Source organism: Paenibacillus sp. MER TA 81-3 (genome assembly GCF_023713585.1).
Lineage (GTDB): Bacteria > Bacillota > Bacilli > Paenibacillales > Paenibacillaceae > Paenibacillus_B > Paenibacillus_B profundus.
In genome coordinates this window covers 75,408-89,146 of the sequence record NZ_JAMAWB010000008.1, presented here as the reverse complement: position 1 = coordinate 89,146, position 13,739 = coordinate 75,408, and the positions used below count along the sequence as shown (strand labels likewise).

Below are 13,739 nucleotides of genomic sequence, written 5' to 3'. Positions count from 1 at the left end.
AAGAGAGACGGAGGTTCACCATTTATGACAGCCAAAAAGATGCGCTCAGACATGATTAAAAAGGGCTTTGATCGTGCGCCTCACCGCAGCTTGCTGCGTGCTGCAGGCGTCAAAGAAGAAGATTTTGATAAACCGTTTATTGCGGTGTGCAACTCTTATATCGATATCATTCCGGGTCATGTTCATTTGCAAGAGTTCGGTAAACTCGTCAAGGAAGCGATTCGCGAAGCGGGCGGCGTGCCGTTCGAGTTCAATACGATCGGTGTCGATGACGGCATCGCAATGGGACACATCGGTATGCGCTACTCCTTGCCAAGCCGCGAGCTTATTGCGGATTCGCTGGAAACGGTCGTATCTGCGCACTGGTTCGACGGCATGGTCTGCATCCCGAACTGCGACAAGATTACGCCCGGCATGATTATGGGCGCGCTTCGGGTCAACATACCGACCGTATTTGTAAGCGGCGGACCGATGAAGGCAGGCAAAGACTCGTCCGGACGCTCTATCTCCTTGTCAAGCGTATTTGAAGGCGTCGGTGCCTATCAAGCTGGCAAGCTCGATGATGAAGGCTTGCAGGAGCTGGAGCAATTCGGTTGTCCGACTTGCGGTTCCTGTTCAGGCATGTTCACAGCGAACTCGATGAACTGCTTGGCGGAAGCGCTCGGAATCGCCCTGCCGGGCAACGGGACCATACTCGCCGTGTCACCGGAACGCCGCGAATTCGTCAAACGCTCCGCGAAGCAATTGATGAACATTATTAAAGATGACATTAAACCGCGTGATATCGTAACCGATCTGGCGATCGACAATGCCTTTGCGCTTGATATGGCTCTGGGCGGATCGACCAATACCGTTCTGCATACGCTGGCAATTGCAAGAGAAGCTGGCTTTGAGTATCCGATCGAGCGGATTAATGAGGTAGCTGCACGCGTGCCGCACTTGGCGAAGATCGCTCCAGCATCGGATTATCACATTGAAGATGTGCATGATGCCGGGGGCGTGAGCGCTGTCTTGAACGAGCTGTTCAAGAAGGATGGCGCACTGCATGGCGAATGCATTACGGTTACAGGCAAGACACTGCGCGAGAACGTAGCCGGCTGCGACATTCAGAACACTGAAGTCCTTCATACGCTCGACCAGCCGCACAGCGAGCGCGGCGGACTCGCAGTCCTGTTCGGCAACTTAGCGCCGGAAGGCGCCATCGTGAAGGTAGGCGCAGTTGATCCATCCGTCGGCGGTCGTCACGTCGGTCCTGCCATTTGCTTCGATTCGCAGGATGAGGCGCTGTCTGGCATCGCGAACGGCAAAGTGAAGGAAGGCCATGTTGTCGTCATCCGTTACGAAGGTCCGAAGGGCGGTCCAGGTATGCCTGAAATGTTAGCGCCAACTTCGCAAATTGTCGGCATGGGCTTGGGAGCCAAGGTCGGTCTCATTACGGACGGACGTTTCTCGGGCGCATCCCGTGGCATCAGCATCGGCCACATCTCGCCAGAAGCGGCTGAAGGCGGGCCGATTGCTTTCGTGGAAGATGGAGATATTATCGAGTTGGACCTGAACAATCGCAAAATTGAGCTGCAAGTGTCCGGTGAAGAGTTGGAACGCCGCCGGGCGAATTGGAAAGGCTTTGAACCGAAGGTGAAGACCGGTTACTTGGCGCGTTACTCCAAGCTGGTCACCAACGCCAGCCAAGGTGGAATTCTCAAGATTTAATAGGCGCTTCCCGATAAATGAAAGCCAGTTCTGCTGCAGTGCAGAACTGGCTTTCTTGTCTATGTTGTTTTCATGTAAATGGGACCGTGTGCATCATAATAGTTGAATTGTGAATCTACGACAACATGTTGCCGGTCTCCCCACTTAGACATGAATTGATTGCGGTTCATTTCGAACAGGTCCCCGTCCGTCAAGCCTTTCTTGCCAAGCCATGCCGCATACTCTGGCTGTGAGGCCGTCCGGCTCCCCGGGTGATCGATCGAGATGCCAATCGTAATTACTTTGTACCCTCGGTAAATGGCTTCCAGACAAATATCCATATCATAGTAATGATGGAACGAATAATGATTTACAAAGCCGCCAATCTGTTGTATCAGCTCTTTTCTTACAATTAAGCACATTCCGTCCAGAACGACCGAAGGAACGTAATCCTCGAGCAGTCTCGTGCCATGGCTCTCGGCATCAATCAGATTGCTTGTAAATGAAGTCCTTACTCCGACGCAATTTACAGAGTGTCCTCCCCCAAAACCGGCTGCCCCAACAAAAGGGACTTCCGTCAATATCCGGTTCACCCTCACATCAAACTCCGGTTCCAAAATGAACAAATCGTTATGAAGGTACATGATATAACGGGTATCGAGCACCTGCCACGCTTGATCCATCGCTTGTATGACGCCGATATTCTCTTCATTGCGGATGTAGTAATCACTAAGCGAGCGAAGCTCATCCATATATTCGTTGCGCGAGCCGTTATCGACAATCAATATCGGAATTTGCCCGCTGGAATGGCTGCGAATGTAAGCGATACATTTTCTTGTCACTTCCATTTGATTCATGACGGGAATGACGATCCCGAATGGAGACGCACTCATTAGTCGTTCCCACCTCCCTAAGAACGCATCATCCGTTTTTTACTCCTGCGCTTTTATAATTGCGAGGCAGACAGAATCGTCTTGATTTGCTCATCGGAATACCTATTTTTTGTCGTAATGATTCCCAACCCACTGTGGGAATGAAGCTGGTGGAAGCTGAGATGCAGCCGGGTATGCTGCAAAAAGTCCTCGATCGCAGTCAGCACGCCGTTTCGCTCACCATTTTCATAAATCGCATTGTTCAACATCCAGTTGACCCCTCCGGATTCCACCAATTCGGAACGGTCCTGCTCCATCCCTTTTTGCGCATACGGAATCGTGAAGGCCGGCGGTATCGACTCCGGAAAATAGTACATATCCCTTCTGCCATACGGCCATTGCGTATCATGAAGCAGAACGAGTGGAAATTTCCCTGTCTTCATAGCCATGGACTCGATGATTTTCAATTCATTGTACACGGTGTACCAATTGTGATCACCGTCAATGAGCACAAAATCATACCCGTTCAAATGCGGCAACATCTCCAAGCTGTAATCCAGTATCATATGGAATTGTTTGTGATACATGCGCTTGTATTCATGCACATCATACTGTGGGGCAGGGTCAATGACAAATAATTCACCGTTCGTGACACTGCAGTAATGGAGCAAATTGTAAGTGTTCCCGCCGAATTCGGATCCGATTTCGACGATTTTTTTTGCTCCGGCCCAATTCAAGAGGGGCAAAATCACCTTTTCCCAAAAAACAAGCATCCCGCTTCCACCTCCATATTTCACTCTATTCCATCACGGCATACTGGTATAAACGTTCATCCAGCAACAGAAAAAGAGGCGGGTTAAAACCCGGACAATCCCCTCATCTCACAGCTTTAATGCTGCCTATAACACCAAAGGCGCACGAATTGAGCCATTGACGGCAACAATTACCTGCGCTATAGTAATAAATGTTTCCTTCACGCAACTTATTTGCGTTAAATCAATTTTCTTTTAGACTAGGAGAGGAGGTCAACATGAACATCACGATGAAGCCGACTCAAGGACATCTGGAATCCGTCACCCGGCGCAAACTGACCTTCAAGCGGTTGCGTATCACCGCATTGACTATCGCGGGGATGCTGACGCTGCTGTTGTCCGTCATTGCCAGCTGCTCCATCGGTCCGGTCTCGATACCCTTTGCGGATACGTTCGCGGCAATGCTTCATGCAGCAGGGTGGCTGGACCATGTCACTGTCTCAGAACGCAATCTGACGATTGTCGCCGATATCCGTCTGCCACGTGTTCTTGCCGGCGTATTTGTTGGAGCCGGACTGTCGATGGCAGGTGCCGCCATGCAAGGTGTATTTCGCAATCCTCTCGTTGAGCCAGGGTATCTCGGTGTATCATCCGGAGCGGCAGCCGGTGCCGTATTGTGCATCGCATTCGGCTTCGCTAGACACTCTCCATTCGCACTCCCTCTGGCTGCCTTTGCTGGCGCATTGGGTGCGGTAGTGCTTATCCTTGCCATATGGCGGGCGAGCGGCAAGCCGAATGTGACGACGTTGCTCTTGCTTGGCATCGGTATGAATGCGCTCTTGTCAGCCGTCATCAACGTCATTATCGCCAGCGCACCCCATGAGCAGCAGTTGCGAAGCATCGTATTTTGGCTGCAGGGCGGGCTCGAGGCGAGAACTTGGGAGCATGTGCATATCATTGCCCTTCCGATTGCGCTCGCAGGCGCACTCTTATATATGTTCAGCCGTACGCTTAACTTACTGCTCCTTGGTGATGAGCATGCGCAAGCATCCGGTGTTCCCGTACAGGGAGCACGCTATGCAATTCTTCTCTTAGCATCGTTCTTGACCGGGACGGCGGTATCTGTCAGCGGCATTATTGGTTTCGTCGGTTTGGTCATCCCGCATCTTGTCCGTTTGATCGCCGGTGCCGACCATCGATATTTGCTTCCGCTCAGCGCCATATTCGGAGCATCGTTTCTTGTTCTTGCGGATCTCGCGTCAAGAATGGTGCTGCAGCCGATTACGCTTCAAGTCGGAGTCGTCTGCGCTTGCATTGGCGCGCCGCTATTCATGATAATGCTGCTGCGCAAACGAAAGGAGGTATCCGTATGAGCATCAATCAGAGGACGGACATGCTGCTGGAAGCCGAGCGGTTAGCCTGCTCCATCGACGGTCGACCGATTATTAACGGCGTTTCGCTGCAGCTGCATCCCGGCTCCTTTCTCGGCATTATCGGTCCGAACGGGAGCGGCAAGTCCACCCTGCTCCGCATGCTGTGCGGTCTGCTGCAGCCGGAACAAGGGCGGCTCATGCTCTTGAGTCGGCCTTATTCCGCCTATTCTGCCAAGGAGCGTGCGCGAATCATCGGCTATGTCCCGCAAGACTGCTCTCTCGATGCCGATTTCACGATCGAGCAGATTGTTACGATGGGACGCCATCCCTATCGGTCGCTATTCCGGAGCTTGTCCGCAGCGGATATCCAGTGCGCGGAACGGGCCATGCGCCAGTGCGGAATCGACGCATTGCGGAACCGCTACATCCACGCCTGCTCCGGCGGACAGCGACAGCTGGCGTTCATCGCCAAAGCGTTGGCGCAAGAGCCGCAGCTGCTGCTGCTGGATGAGCCGATATCCGCGCTCGACATCCGCCATCAACTGCGGACGCTGTCCCTGCTGCGGCAACTTGCCGGGAAAGGCTTTACCGTGGTCGCTTCCTTGCACGATTTGTCGCTCGCTTCCAGGTATTGCGATCGGCTGCTGCTCTTAAACGATGGACGCGTAGAAGCTAGCGGCCGACCGGACGAAGTGCTGACGACGGCAGCATTGCATGCCGTATATGGTATTCACGCCGTCATACGCAAGGAACCCGATACGAAAGGATTGTCTGTCATCGCCTTTGATCAAGTAGAATCGATTGCCAATTATAACTTCAACTACTAAGAACAACATGGAGGAATTAACGAATGAACGCAAAAATACGAAGAAAACGGAAACGATATCTTTTATGCGCAGCACTCATCGTCATCATTGGTGCAGCAGCAGCTATAACTAACATTTTATTTAACGATTCACGCACGACCTCATCCGAACCTTCCCCGCCAGAAACCGCTGCGGTCCAGAAGGCAGCCGCGTCAGCGGAAGCATTGAGAGTGGCTCCTGTTTCTCTGGATACTGCCGACGCTGTGCTGGAGATCGTCGCGCCGGAACAGGTGGTAACTGTGCCGAAGAGCATTACCAACCCTTTCTTGGCGTCCAACCATGAGAGCGGCAAGCAGGTTGCCGGCCAAGTTAGCGGAGCTACAGGCCTCGACCCGGAGGGCATCCTCTCCTTCAACCCGGATCTCGTACTCATTACGAAGCTGCATAATAGTGAGAGCGATGCCGAGCAATTGCTGCAGCAAGCCGGCGTTAAGGTGGTTACCTTTGAGCAATGGGGCACTTTTGATGAGCTGATCGCTAATTTCCGCACGATTGGTGAAGCGGTTGGGGCGCCAGAGAAAGCCGACAGCATCGGGAAGGAAATCAAAGATAAATTAAATGAAGTTGCCGAACGCACGTCAGCACTTACCACTAAGCCAACCGTGCTCGTATTATCACCTGTCGGTCCGAATACTGGTCCATACGTCATCGGTCCAGGCAATATTGCCTATGAAATGATTCGCCTTGCCGGAGCTGAGCCAGCAGCCGCTGCCCTTGGAATCAATAAATCAACCAAAGCTTCTAGCGAAGACTTGATTAAAATTGATCCCGATTATATTGTGCTTGGAGATTGGGACGGCACGGGAGAAGAGTGGCTGTCCGAATTGAAATCACAGCCGTCATGGAAGACGCTGACTGCAGTGAAGAATGGCCGCATCACAATGATGAAAGCCAAACATCTGCTAGCGCCTAACCGTTATACAGTAGATGGATTGATGGAAATGTCAGCGTGGCTTCATCCTGACTTATGGGATGAAGGCGAGAAGACACGATGAACGAGCAACATAGATTCGTCCATCAGGCGGAGCCTTCCCCATATCCCGTGCATGAAGAGGCTTCGACGAAGAGAGCAGAACGGGCGCAACGAGCCGTACTGTTGACAGCCTATGGCGCATGCTCGTCCATTGACGATGTGCCGGCACTATACGAGCATATTCTTCGCGGACATAAGCCTTCAGCGGACACCATAATTCAAGGGGTCGAGCGATACAAACAGACTGGCGTATGCGATCCGCTTCATGCGGTTTCCAGGAGGCAAGCGGATGCCCTCTCACGGCTGATCGGAACGAAATGCGGATCCGCAATCCCCGTCTATATCGGCTGTAAGCATTCGAACCCGTTCGTTCCCGAAGCGGTAAACCAAGCCATGCATGATGGCATCAATCAGTTGGCCGTGCTGCACCTCACGCCGTTCTGCACGCCGACTGGCACTGGTACGTATGTACAGGAAGCGAAAAAAGCAATTGCCGCCGCAGGCAGCTCCCTGCAGATTAGCGTCGTAGCCGATTGGCAAGAGCATCCGACCTTCATCAGGCTAATTGCTCGACGTGTGCAGGATGCCTATCGCTGGCTGCCTTCGGCAAGCATGCCGACAGCACGGGTCATCTTTACGGTTCATAGCAAGCCCGGACTGCCAACCGCACATAAAGCCTTTATTGCGCAGTATTGCCGTTTAGCCCGCCTGATTGCGGAGCAGGCAGAAATCGGCCACTGGGATATCGCCTATCGGAGCGGCATGCCAGCACCACAGCGATGGCTCGGTCCTGATATTAAGGATGTTATTCAGCAGGCAGCAGCCGACGGCTGTCAAGCGGTCGTAGTCTGCGAATTGACGTCGTTGACAGATAATACCGAAGTGTACCATGACCTTGGCGAAGAAGCGAAGCAAGTGGCGGAGCAATGCAATGTGCAATTCGTACGGACGGAATATGCAAATGATGCATTTGATTTCATGGACTTCATGTCCGAAATCGTCGCTGCTCATTTGCTGAGAGGAGATTATTGTTCACAGTAACGTAGTCGAGAAATCGAAGCTGTGGTACGGCCCATCAGCCAAGCATATCGACTCATAGCAGCTCATACGCCACATAGAGATAAACCTAAAAAAAGACTGCAATGGCCTCAACCATTGCAGTCTTTCTTCTATCATCTGTCATATATATGATTATACCAAATGACAAGCAACGTAATGATTGCTGCCCACATCGCGATATTCCGGCACCGCTTGTTTGCAAATATCTGTGGCAAATGGACAACGGGTATGGAACTTACAGCCTGATGGCGGATTCGCCGGGCTCGGAATATCTCCCTGCAGCACAATCCGTTCCGGCTTCTTGGTTGGATCCGGCACTGGAATCGCCGACAGCAACGCTTGTGTATACGGATGGAGCGGCTGCTTGAACAACTCATCGCGCGGCGCCATCTCAACGAGCGATCCCAAGTACATGACACCGATCCGGTTGCACAGATGCTCGACAACTGACAAATCGTGCGAAATGAACAGATAGGTCAAATTCTTCTGCTCCTGCAGGTCGCTCAGCAGGTTGATGATTTGAGCTTGAATAGAGACGTCCAATGCAGATACCGGTTCGTCCGCCACGATAAATTCAGGGTTCATAATGAGTGCGCGCGCAATACCAATACGTTGACGCTGACCGCCAGAGAATTCGTGCGGATAACGGTCAATATGGTATGGTGCCAAGCCGCAAATCGTCAAAATTTCTTTGACACGGTCGCGGATATCGTTCTTCGATGCTATACCATGATCCACCAGCGCTTCTCCGATAGCATCTCCGATCTTAATCCGGGGATTCAACGAGCTATACGGATCCTGGAACACGAGCTGCATCTTCGGACGCATCTTGCGCAGGTCTTTACGGGACAAGTCATGAATCTCCGTTCCTTTAAAGAGCACTTTTCCGTCTGTTTTATCCAACAGTCGCAAAATCGTACGTCCGGTCGTCGATTTACCGCAGCCGGACTCTCCGACGAGTCCAAGCGCCTCCCCTTTATTCAAGCTGAAGCTGACTCCGTCAACTGCGCGCACATGTCCTACCGTACGTGAAAAAATACCGCCTTGGATGGGGAAATATTTCTTAAGGTTGTCTACTTCAAGTAACGGTTGTTGACTCATTGAGCTCCCCCCTCCTTCTCATACAGCCAGCATGCCGCCTTGTGCACCTTCTCATAAGTTTGCAGAGTTGGCTGCTTCTCCGTACAAATCGCCATGCAATGCTCGCAACGGTCATTGAAATAGCAGTTGTTGCCCAGTTCAACTGGATTCGGAACTTGTCCTGGTATTGTATACAATCGCTTCATGCGTTCGTTGATAATCGGTTTCGCCCGCAGCAGTCCTTGTGTGTACGGATGCTTAGGATTTTTGAACAATTCTATGACCGGCGCTTCTTCAATGACTTTGCCGGCATACATAACGACGACGTGATCTGCCATTTCCGCCACGACTCCAAGATCGTGCGTAATAAGCATAATCGCCGTGTTGAATTCGCTCTTAATATTGCGCATCAAGTCTAGAATTTGTGCCTGGATCGTTACATCCAGTGCAGTTGTCGGTTCGTCAGCGATGAGCAGCTTCGGATCGCAGGTCAGTGCCATCGCAATCATAATCCGCTGGCGCATCCCGCCGCTCAACTCATGCGGATAAGCGTCGAAGATTTGCGCTGCACGCGGAATACCTACAAGATCGATCAGATCAATCGCACGCTTCTTCGCTTCTTTCTTCGTCACGCCGCGATGAAGCAGAATTGGTTCGGTCAGCTGTTCGCCGATCGTAAATACTGGGTTCAAGGATGTCATTGGTTCTTGGAAAATCATTGCAATCTCGTTCCCGCGAATTTGACGCATTTCGCGTTCCTTAAGATCCAGCAGGTTTTTCCCTTTATAAATAATTTGTCCACCTTCGATTTTCCCCGGAGCTGCGACTAGGCGCATCAGCGACATGGCGGTAACGCTCTTGCCGCAGCCGGATTCACCGACGACGCACAGCGTTTCGCCTTCTTTAATCGAGAAGCTGACATCATTGACCGCTTTCACGACGCCGCCACCGGTATAGAAATTCGTCCGCAGATTGCGAAATTCGATCAAATTGTTTGCCATATCGTATCTCCTACCTCTTCATTTTCGGATCGAGCACGTCGCGTAAACCATCACCAATTACGTTAATCGCAATTACTGTGAAGAAGATACAGACCCCAGGCGGAACCCACAGCCATGGACGCTTCTGGAAGTCGATTAAGTTATTCGCCGCGGTAATCATGTTGCCCCAGGACGGCGTCGGCGGGACAACCCCTAGACCTAAATAACTCAATACTGATTCTTGCAGAATGGCACCAGCGACCATCAAAGTAGCCACGACGATAATAATTGGAATCGTATTCGGCAGCAAGTGACGGAAAATTTTACGGCGGTCGCGCAAACCAAGCACTTCAGCCGCTTGCATGAATTCTTGCTCGCGAAGCATCAGTATTTGACCGCGTACGAGCCGCGCCAAGCTTGGCCACGACATAAATCCGAGCAGGAACATGACAACATAAATACGTTTATCCGGCGGCACCTTCATATCGGACAGCACCGCACCGAGAATAATAAGCAATGGCAAGCTTGGAATCGACATCATAATATCTGCAAGGCGCATAATGATGGAGTCAACCCAGCCGCGGTAGTAACCTGCCAAGGCGCCGAGTGTGCTCCCGATGGCCACCGAGATCATCATCGCTACGAGACCTACAAGCAGAGATACCCGCCCTGCCAGCATGACACGCAGCAGGATGTCACGGCCCAAGTTGTCCGTTCCAAGCCAATGTGCCGCATTCGGCGGCTTGTTGCCGTTGCGGATATTCATCGTTTCTAGAGAATACGGCGAGAAAAATGGCCCAATAAAGCAAATGAGAAACATGAGTACGAGTACGACCAGTCCCCCGACCGCAAATTTATTTTTAAGCAGTTGCTTGAACGCCAACCTCCACGGGGAAGCCGGTTTGATCGTTTGCACTTTACTATCTTGTGCTGTGGATTCAGCTACCGTTTGAGACACAGATAACTCCCCTTTCTATTTCATCCGTACACGTGGGTCAGCGACTCGATACAGTAAATCAGCCAACAAATTACCCAACATCGTCAGCAATGCCAAGAACATCGTAAAGCCCATCAATAAGAAATAGTCACGGGCGTTAATCGCGTCCAAGTTAATGCGTCCTATTCCCGGCCAGTTGAAGATTTTCTCCGTAATCATCGCACCGGAGAACAATCCCGGCAGCTCAATGCCTAGCAGCGTAATCGCAGGCAGCAGAGCGTTGCGCAGCGCATGCTTGAATATAACAGTCCGTTCTTTCAACCCTTTGGCGCGGGCCGTTCGAATGAAATCTTGACGGACGACGTCGAGCATGCTCGTCCGGAAATAGCGTGTCAGACCTCCGACGCTAATCGAGGTAAGCACGATGATCGGCAGCATCAAGTGTTCCACTAGGTCCCATATACGGGCCAAGCCGGTAGCGTTGCTTCCCGACGTATACATCCCGCCGACTGGGGTCCACTTTAAATCGATTGCAAACAGCTTAATCGCATACAATCCGACGAAGAAGGACGGCAGCGACATTAAAGCAAAGACGAGAAAGGTAATGAGTCCGTCATAGATGGAATGCTGCCTGACTGCAGAAAAAACGCCGACCAAAATCGCTATTGTCCAACTTAAGACAAGAACGATGGCCGCAATTAAGAATGAATTCCACATATAACGGTTAAGCACCGTCGTGACCGGCTGTTTATGCTGCAATGACAACCCCAAGTCGCCCTTAATCGTATTCTCCGCCCAAGTAAAATAACGTTCGACAAGAGGCTTATCCAACCCATGAATGGCTTTCAATTCGGCCGCGCGCTCTTTGGAGATCGTCGGATTCGAATCAATGAAGTTCCCCGGCGCCATCGCAAACACGATAAAGAGCAGCACCGAAACGCCGATAATGGTCGGAATCATTTGCAACAGTCGCCGAATGGCGTATTGTTTCATAAATATTCCTCCTAGCTTTAGATAAACCCAAATGCTCAGCCGACAGGCTGAGCATTTGGTATGCAGCACATTTCCGTATTATTTAATTTCGATTTGGCTCAAATCATTTGTAAATCTACGGTAAGGCGACATATCAAAACCTTGAATACGTGCGTTCGTTGCCCACATATCGCGGCGCTGGTACAAGTAGATGTAAGGCAAGTCCTCATTCAGCTCTTGATAGATTTCTTTGAAGATTGGCTTGCGCTTCTCGATGTCTACTTCTTTGCCAGCCTTCGTGAACAATTCATCCAATTTAGCATTCGAATAACCGATATCGTTCTGGGAACCGCCTGTTTTAAAGACGTTCTCGGAAGATTGCGGGTCAGGTGTCAAGCCCCATGCCAAGAACATCATGTCGAAGTCGCCTTTTTTACGTTTTTCGATAGCGGCGTTGAAGTCCATTTGCTCTGCAATGAACTCGATGCCGAGTTCCTTATAATTAGCTTGCGCTATCGGAATGATGGCATCATTAACCTCGTTAGGCGTTGTCGCCGTAAAGATGATTTTAAATTTCTTGCCATCTTTCTCCCGCATGCCGTCAGCGCCGACTGTCCAGCCTGCTTCATCCAGCAATTGCTTCGCTTTTTCTAAATCGAAGTTGTATTTCGTCACTTCATCCGTGTAGGACCAAGATTCCTTGGATTGTGGAATGTCAATAACGTCCGCATATCCTTGATATACCGCGTCAACGATTTGTTGACGGTCCAGTCCGTAAGTGAGCGCTTGACGCACGCGCTTGTCTTTGAATTGATCACGGTTATGGTTGAAGTTGATGTAGCCGTAACCATTCGTCGGGAACAAATTGACATCCAAGAAGCCCATTTCTTTCAACTGATCAACCTGGTCTTTGGATACCGTAATGAAGTCCATATCCGTCTCGCCTGTTTGCAGCAGTTGAACGTTCGTCTCATTCGTCGTGAATTTGAAAATCAGATTAGGAATTTTAGGTTTGCCTTTATAGTAATTCTCGTTGGCAGTCAATACCGCTTCTTGACCCGCAGCGAACTTTTCAAGCTTGTACGATCCGGAACCAAGCGGCTTCGTGAACAAATCTTTCATATAGCCCAAGTCGCCTTGCTTGTAATCTTTGCCATAGTAGGCTTTAGACAAAACGCCTGTCGTTCCGATTGCGGAGAATGCAAGCGCGCCCGGCTCGGTAGTCGTTACTTCAATCGTTCTAGGGTCGATAACTTTAACCCCTTCGACTGTAGTTGCTTTACCGTCTTTGTACTCTTGTCCACCTTTAATGTGAGCGTCTTTGATGATGTCAGACGGACCATCGTATGACTTGTCATGAAGCACAGTCAACGAGAATGCTACGTCTTCTGCAGTCAATGGAGAGCCATCGCTGAACTTCAAGCCGTCCTTCAACTTGAACGTGTATGTTAATTTGTCCTCCGAAATGGAGTAACTTTCTGCAAGCGCTTCGGAATAAGTGCCATCCTTATTCACTTGCAGCATCGATTCGAACAGCGTCTCAGATACATATATATCATATGCTGTTTCAGCATACGCCGGGTTGAAGATACCGCTTGGAGCCGTAAAGCCGATAATTACCATATCTTTACGATTGTTTGCCGCTTCTGGAGATTTTGTCTGGTCGGTTGCTTTAAGAAGGCCGTCCGCCACCAATTCTCCTTCGCCGCTACCACTCGATTGCTCTGATGTTTGACCCGCAGATGATGTGTCTCCGCTGCCCTCTTTGGAACCGCCGCATGCCGACAGGACAAGCGTCAGGGACAAGAGCAGGCACATGATGATACTAAATCTCTTTTTCACTACATTTTCCCCCTACAATGATGTCATATTATATTTAGTTATAAAGTTGCATACATACTCATCGCGATTAAAATAAAAACATTCGTTAATGCTTTATAGAACATTGGTCAAATAATTTGTTAAGCAGGCCCGTTCCATGAGCAGGAAACGAATATTTTTTCATAATACTACTTTATAATTTCGGATTTGTAAATCCCTATGTCAGCTTTAGATTAAAACTTTTTCATTTTTGCACGATAAGTTTTTTTTATCGATATATGCCGAAATGTAGTGATATATGAAAGACTCTGAACTAAAAAATTGGTTTCGACACCCTTTTTTGTCGTTTTGTCCACCATGAGAAA

At 50.3% G+C, this 13,739-nt stretch carries 12 protein-coding genes; 5 read left to right on the top strand and 7 right to left on the bottom strand.

Annotation, left to right across the window (positions count from 1 at the left end; translation table 11 throughout):
- Positions 1-24: 24 nt before the first annotated feature.
- Positions 25-1,710: a dihydroxy-acid dehydratase gene (gene ilvD / locus M3650_RS13145; RefSeq protein ID WP_251575308.1), complete on the top strand. Its 1,686-nt coding sequence runs from the start codon at positions 25-27 to the stop codon at positions 1,708-1,710.
- A 59-nt stretch (positions 1,711-1,769) separates the two neighbouring features.
- Here the strand turns inward: ilvD and M3650_RS13140 are convergent, their stop codons facing one another.
- Both M3650_RS13140 and M3650_RS13135 read right to left on the bottom strand, forming a co-directional pair.
- Complete coding sequence (locus tag M3650_RS13140) at positions 1,770-2,582, bottom strand: glycosyltransferase family 2 protein (RefSeq protein WP_251575304.1); 813 nt, start codon at positions 2,580-2,582, stop codon at positions 1,770-1,772.
- A gap of 53 nt (positions 2,583-2,635) precedes the next feature.
- Complete coding sequence (locus M3650_RS13135) at positions 2,636-3,334, bottom strand: class I SAM-dependent methyltransferase (protein ID WP_251575302.1); 699 nt, start codon at positions 3,332-3,334, stop codon at positions 2,636-2,638.
- Positions 3,335-3,591: 257 nt separating this feature from the next.
- Here M3650_RS13135 and M3650_RS13130 point away from each other — a divergent pair, with 257 nt between their 5' ends.
- From M3650_RS13130 to hemH, 4 genes are read left to right on the top strand one after another with little or no spacing between them, the layout of a single operon-like run.
- Positions 3,592-4,686, top strand: coding sequence for a FecCD family ABC transporter permease (locus tag M3650_RS13130; protein ID WP_251575299.1), 1,095 nt, complete (start codon positions 3,592-3,594; stop codon positions 4,684-4,686).
- The gene (locus tag M3650_RS13125; RefSeq protein WP_251575297.1) at positions 4,683-5,513 is read left to right on the top strand and encodes an ABC transporter ATP-binding protein; all 831 of its coding nucleotides are present in this window, start codon (positions 4,683-4,685) and stop codon (positions 5,511-5,513) included. The genes M3650_RS13130 and M3650_RS13125 overlap by 4 nt, the downstream gene beginning before the upstream one ends.
- Positions 5,514-5,536: 23 nt before the next feature.
- Entirely contained in the window at positions 5,537-6,547 is a 1,011-nt protein-coding gene (locus M3650_RS13120; RefSeq protein WP_251575296.1) for an ABC transporter substrate-binding protein, read from the top strand.
- Positions 6,544-7,566, top strand: coding sequence for a ferrochelatase (gene hemH, locus M3650_RS13115; RefSeq protein ID WP_251575294.1), 1,023 nt, complete (start codon positions 6,544-6,546; stop codon positions 7,564-7,566). The genes M3650_RS13120 and hemH overlap by 4 nt, the downstream gene beginning before the upstream one ends.
- A 150-nt stretch (positions 7,567-7,716) precedes the next feature.
- Here the strand turns inward: hemH and M3650_RS13110 are convergent, their stop codons facing one another.
- The 5 genes from M3650_RS13110 to M3650_RS13090 form a co-directional block, all read right to left on the bottom strand.
- Positions 7,717-8,685 (bottom strand): ABC transporter ATP-binding protein, encoded by a 969-nt coding sequence (locus tag M3650_RS13110; RefSeq protein WP_019423610.1) that lies wholly within the window; start codon positions 8,683-8,685, stop codon positions 7,717-7,719.
- Positions 8,682-9,665 carry an ABC transporter ATP-binding protein gene (locus tag M3650_RS13105; protein ID WP_233698136.1) on the bottom strand — a complete coding sequence of 328 codons (984 nt, stop codon included), beginning with the start codon at positions 9,663-9,665 and terminating at the stop codon, positions 8,682-8,684. Before M3650_RS13105 ends, M3650_RS13110 begins: the two co-directional genes overlap by 4 nt.
- A 10-nt stretch (positions 9,666-9,675) precedes the next feature.
- Positions 9,676-10,602: an oligopeptide ABC transporter permease gene (gene opp4C, locus M3650_RS13100; RefSeq protein WP_233698135.1), complete on the bottom strand. Its 927-nt coding sequence runs from the start codon at positions 10,600-10,602 to the stop codon at positions 9,676-9,678.
- A 15-nt stretch (positions 10,603-10,617) separates the two neighbouring features.
- On the bottom strand, positions 10,618-11,574 hold the full coding sequence (locus M3650_RS13095) for an ABC transporter permease (protein ID WP_019423613.1): 957 nt from the start codon (positions 11,572-11,574) through the stop codon (positions 10,618-10,620).
- 78 nt (positions 11,575-11,652) lie between these two features.
- Complete coding sequence (locus tag M3650_RS13090) at positions 11,653-13,395, bottom strand: ABC transporter substrate-binding protein (RefSeq protein ID WP_251575292.1); 1,743 nt, start codon at positions 13,393-13,395, stop codon at positions 11,653-11,655.
- Between the last annotated feature and the right edge of the window lie 344 nt (positions 13,396-13,739).

Coding starts and splice junctions, on each gene's coding strand:
- M3650_RS13120 (WP_251575296.1), top strand. CDS start 5,537: ATGAACGCAAAAATACGAAGAAAACGGAAACGATATCTTTTATGCGCA.
- M3650_RS13135 (WP_251575302.1), bottom strand. CDS start 3,334: ATGCTTGTTTTTTGGGAAAAGGTGATTTTGCCCCTCTTGAATTGGGCC.
- M3650_RS13140 (WP_251575304.1), bottom strand. CDS start 2,582: ATGAGTGCGTCTCCATTCGGGATCGTCATTCCCGTCATGAATCAAATG.
- M3650_RS13110 (WP_019423610.1), bottom strand. CDS start 8,685: ATGAGTCAACAACCGTTACTTGAAGTAGACAACCTTAAGAAATATTTC.
- M3650_RS13095 (WP_019423613.1), bottom strand. CDS start 11,574: ATGAAACAATACGCCATTCGGCGACTGTTGCAAATGATTCCGACCATT.
- M3650_RS13130 (WP_251575299.1), top strand. CDS start 3,592: ATGAACATCACGATGAAGCCGACTCAAGGACATCTGGAATCCGTCACC.
- hemH (WP_251575294.1), top strand. CDS start 6,544: ATGAACGAGCAACATAGATTCGTCCATCAGGCGGAGCCTTCCCCATAT.
- M3650_RS13105 (WP_233698136.1), bottom strand. CDS start 9,665: ATGGCAAACAATTTGATCGAATTTCGCAATCTGCGGACGAATTTCTAT.
- ilvD (WP_251575308.1), top strand. CDS start 25: ATGACAGCCAAAAAGATGCGCTCAGACATGATTAAAAAGGGCTTTGAT.
- M3650_RS13125 (WP_251575297.1), top strand. CDS start 4,683: ATGAGCATCAATCAGAGGACGGACATGCTGCTGGAAGCCGAGCGGTTA.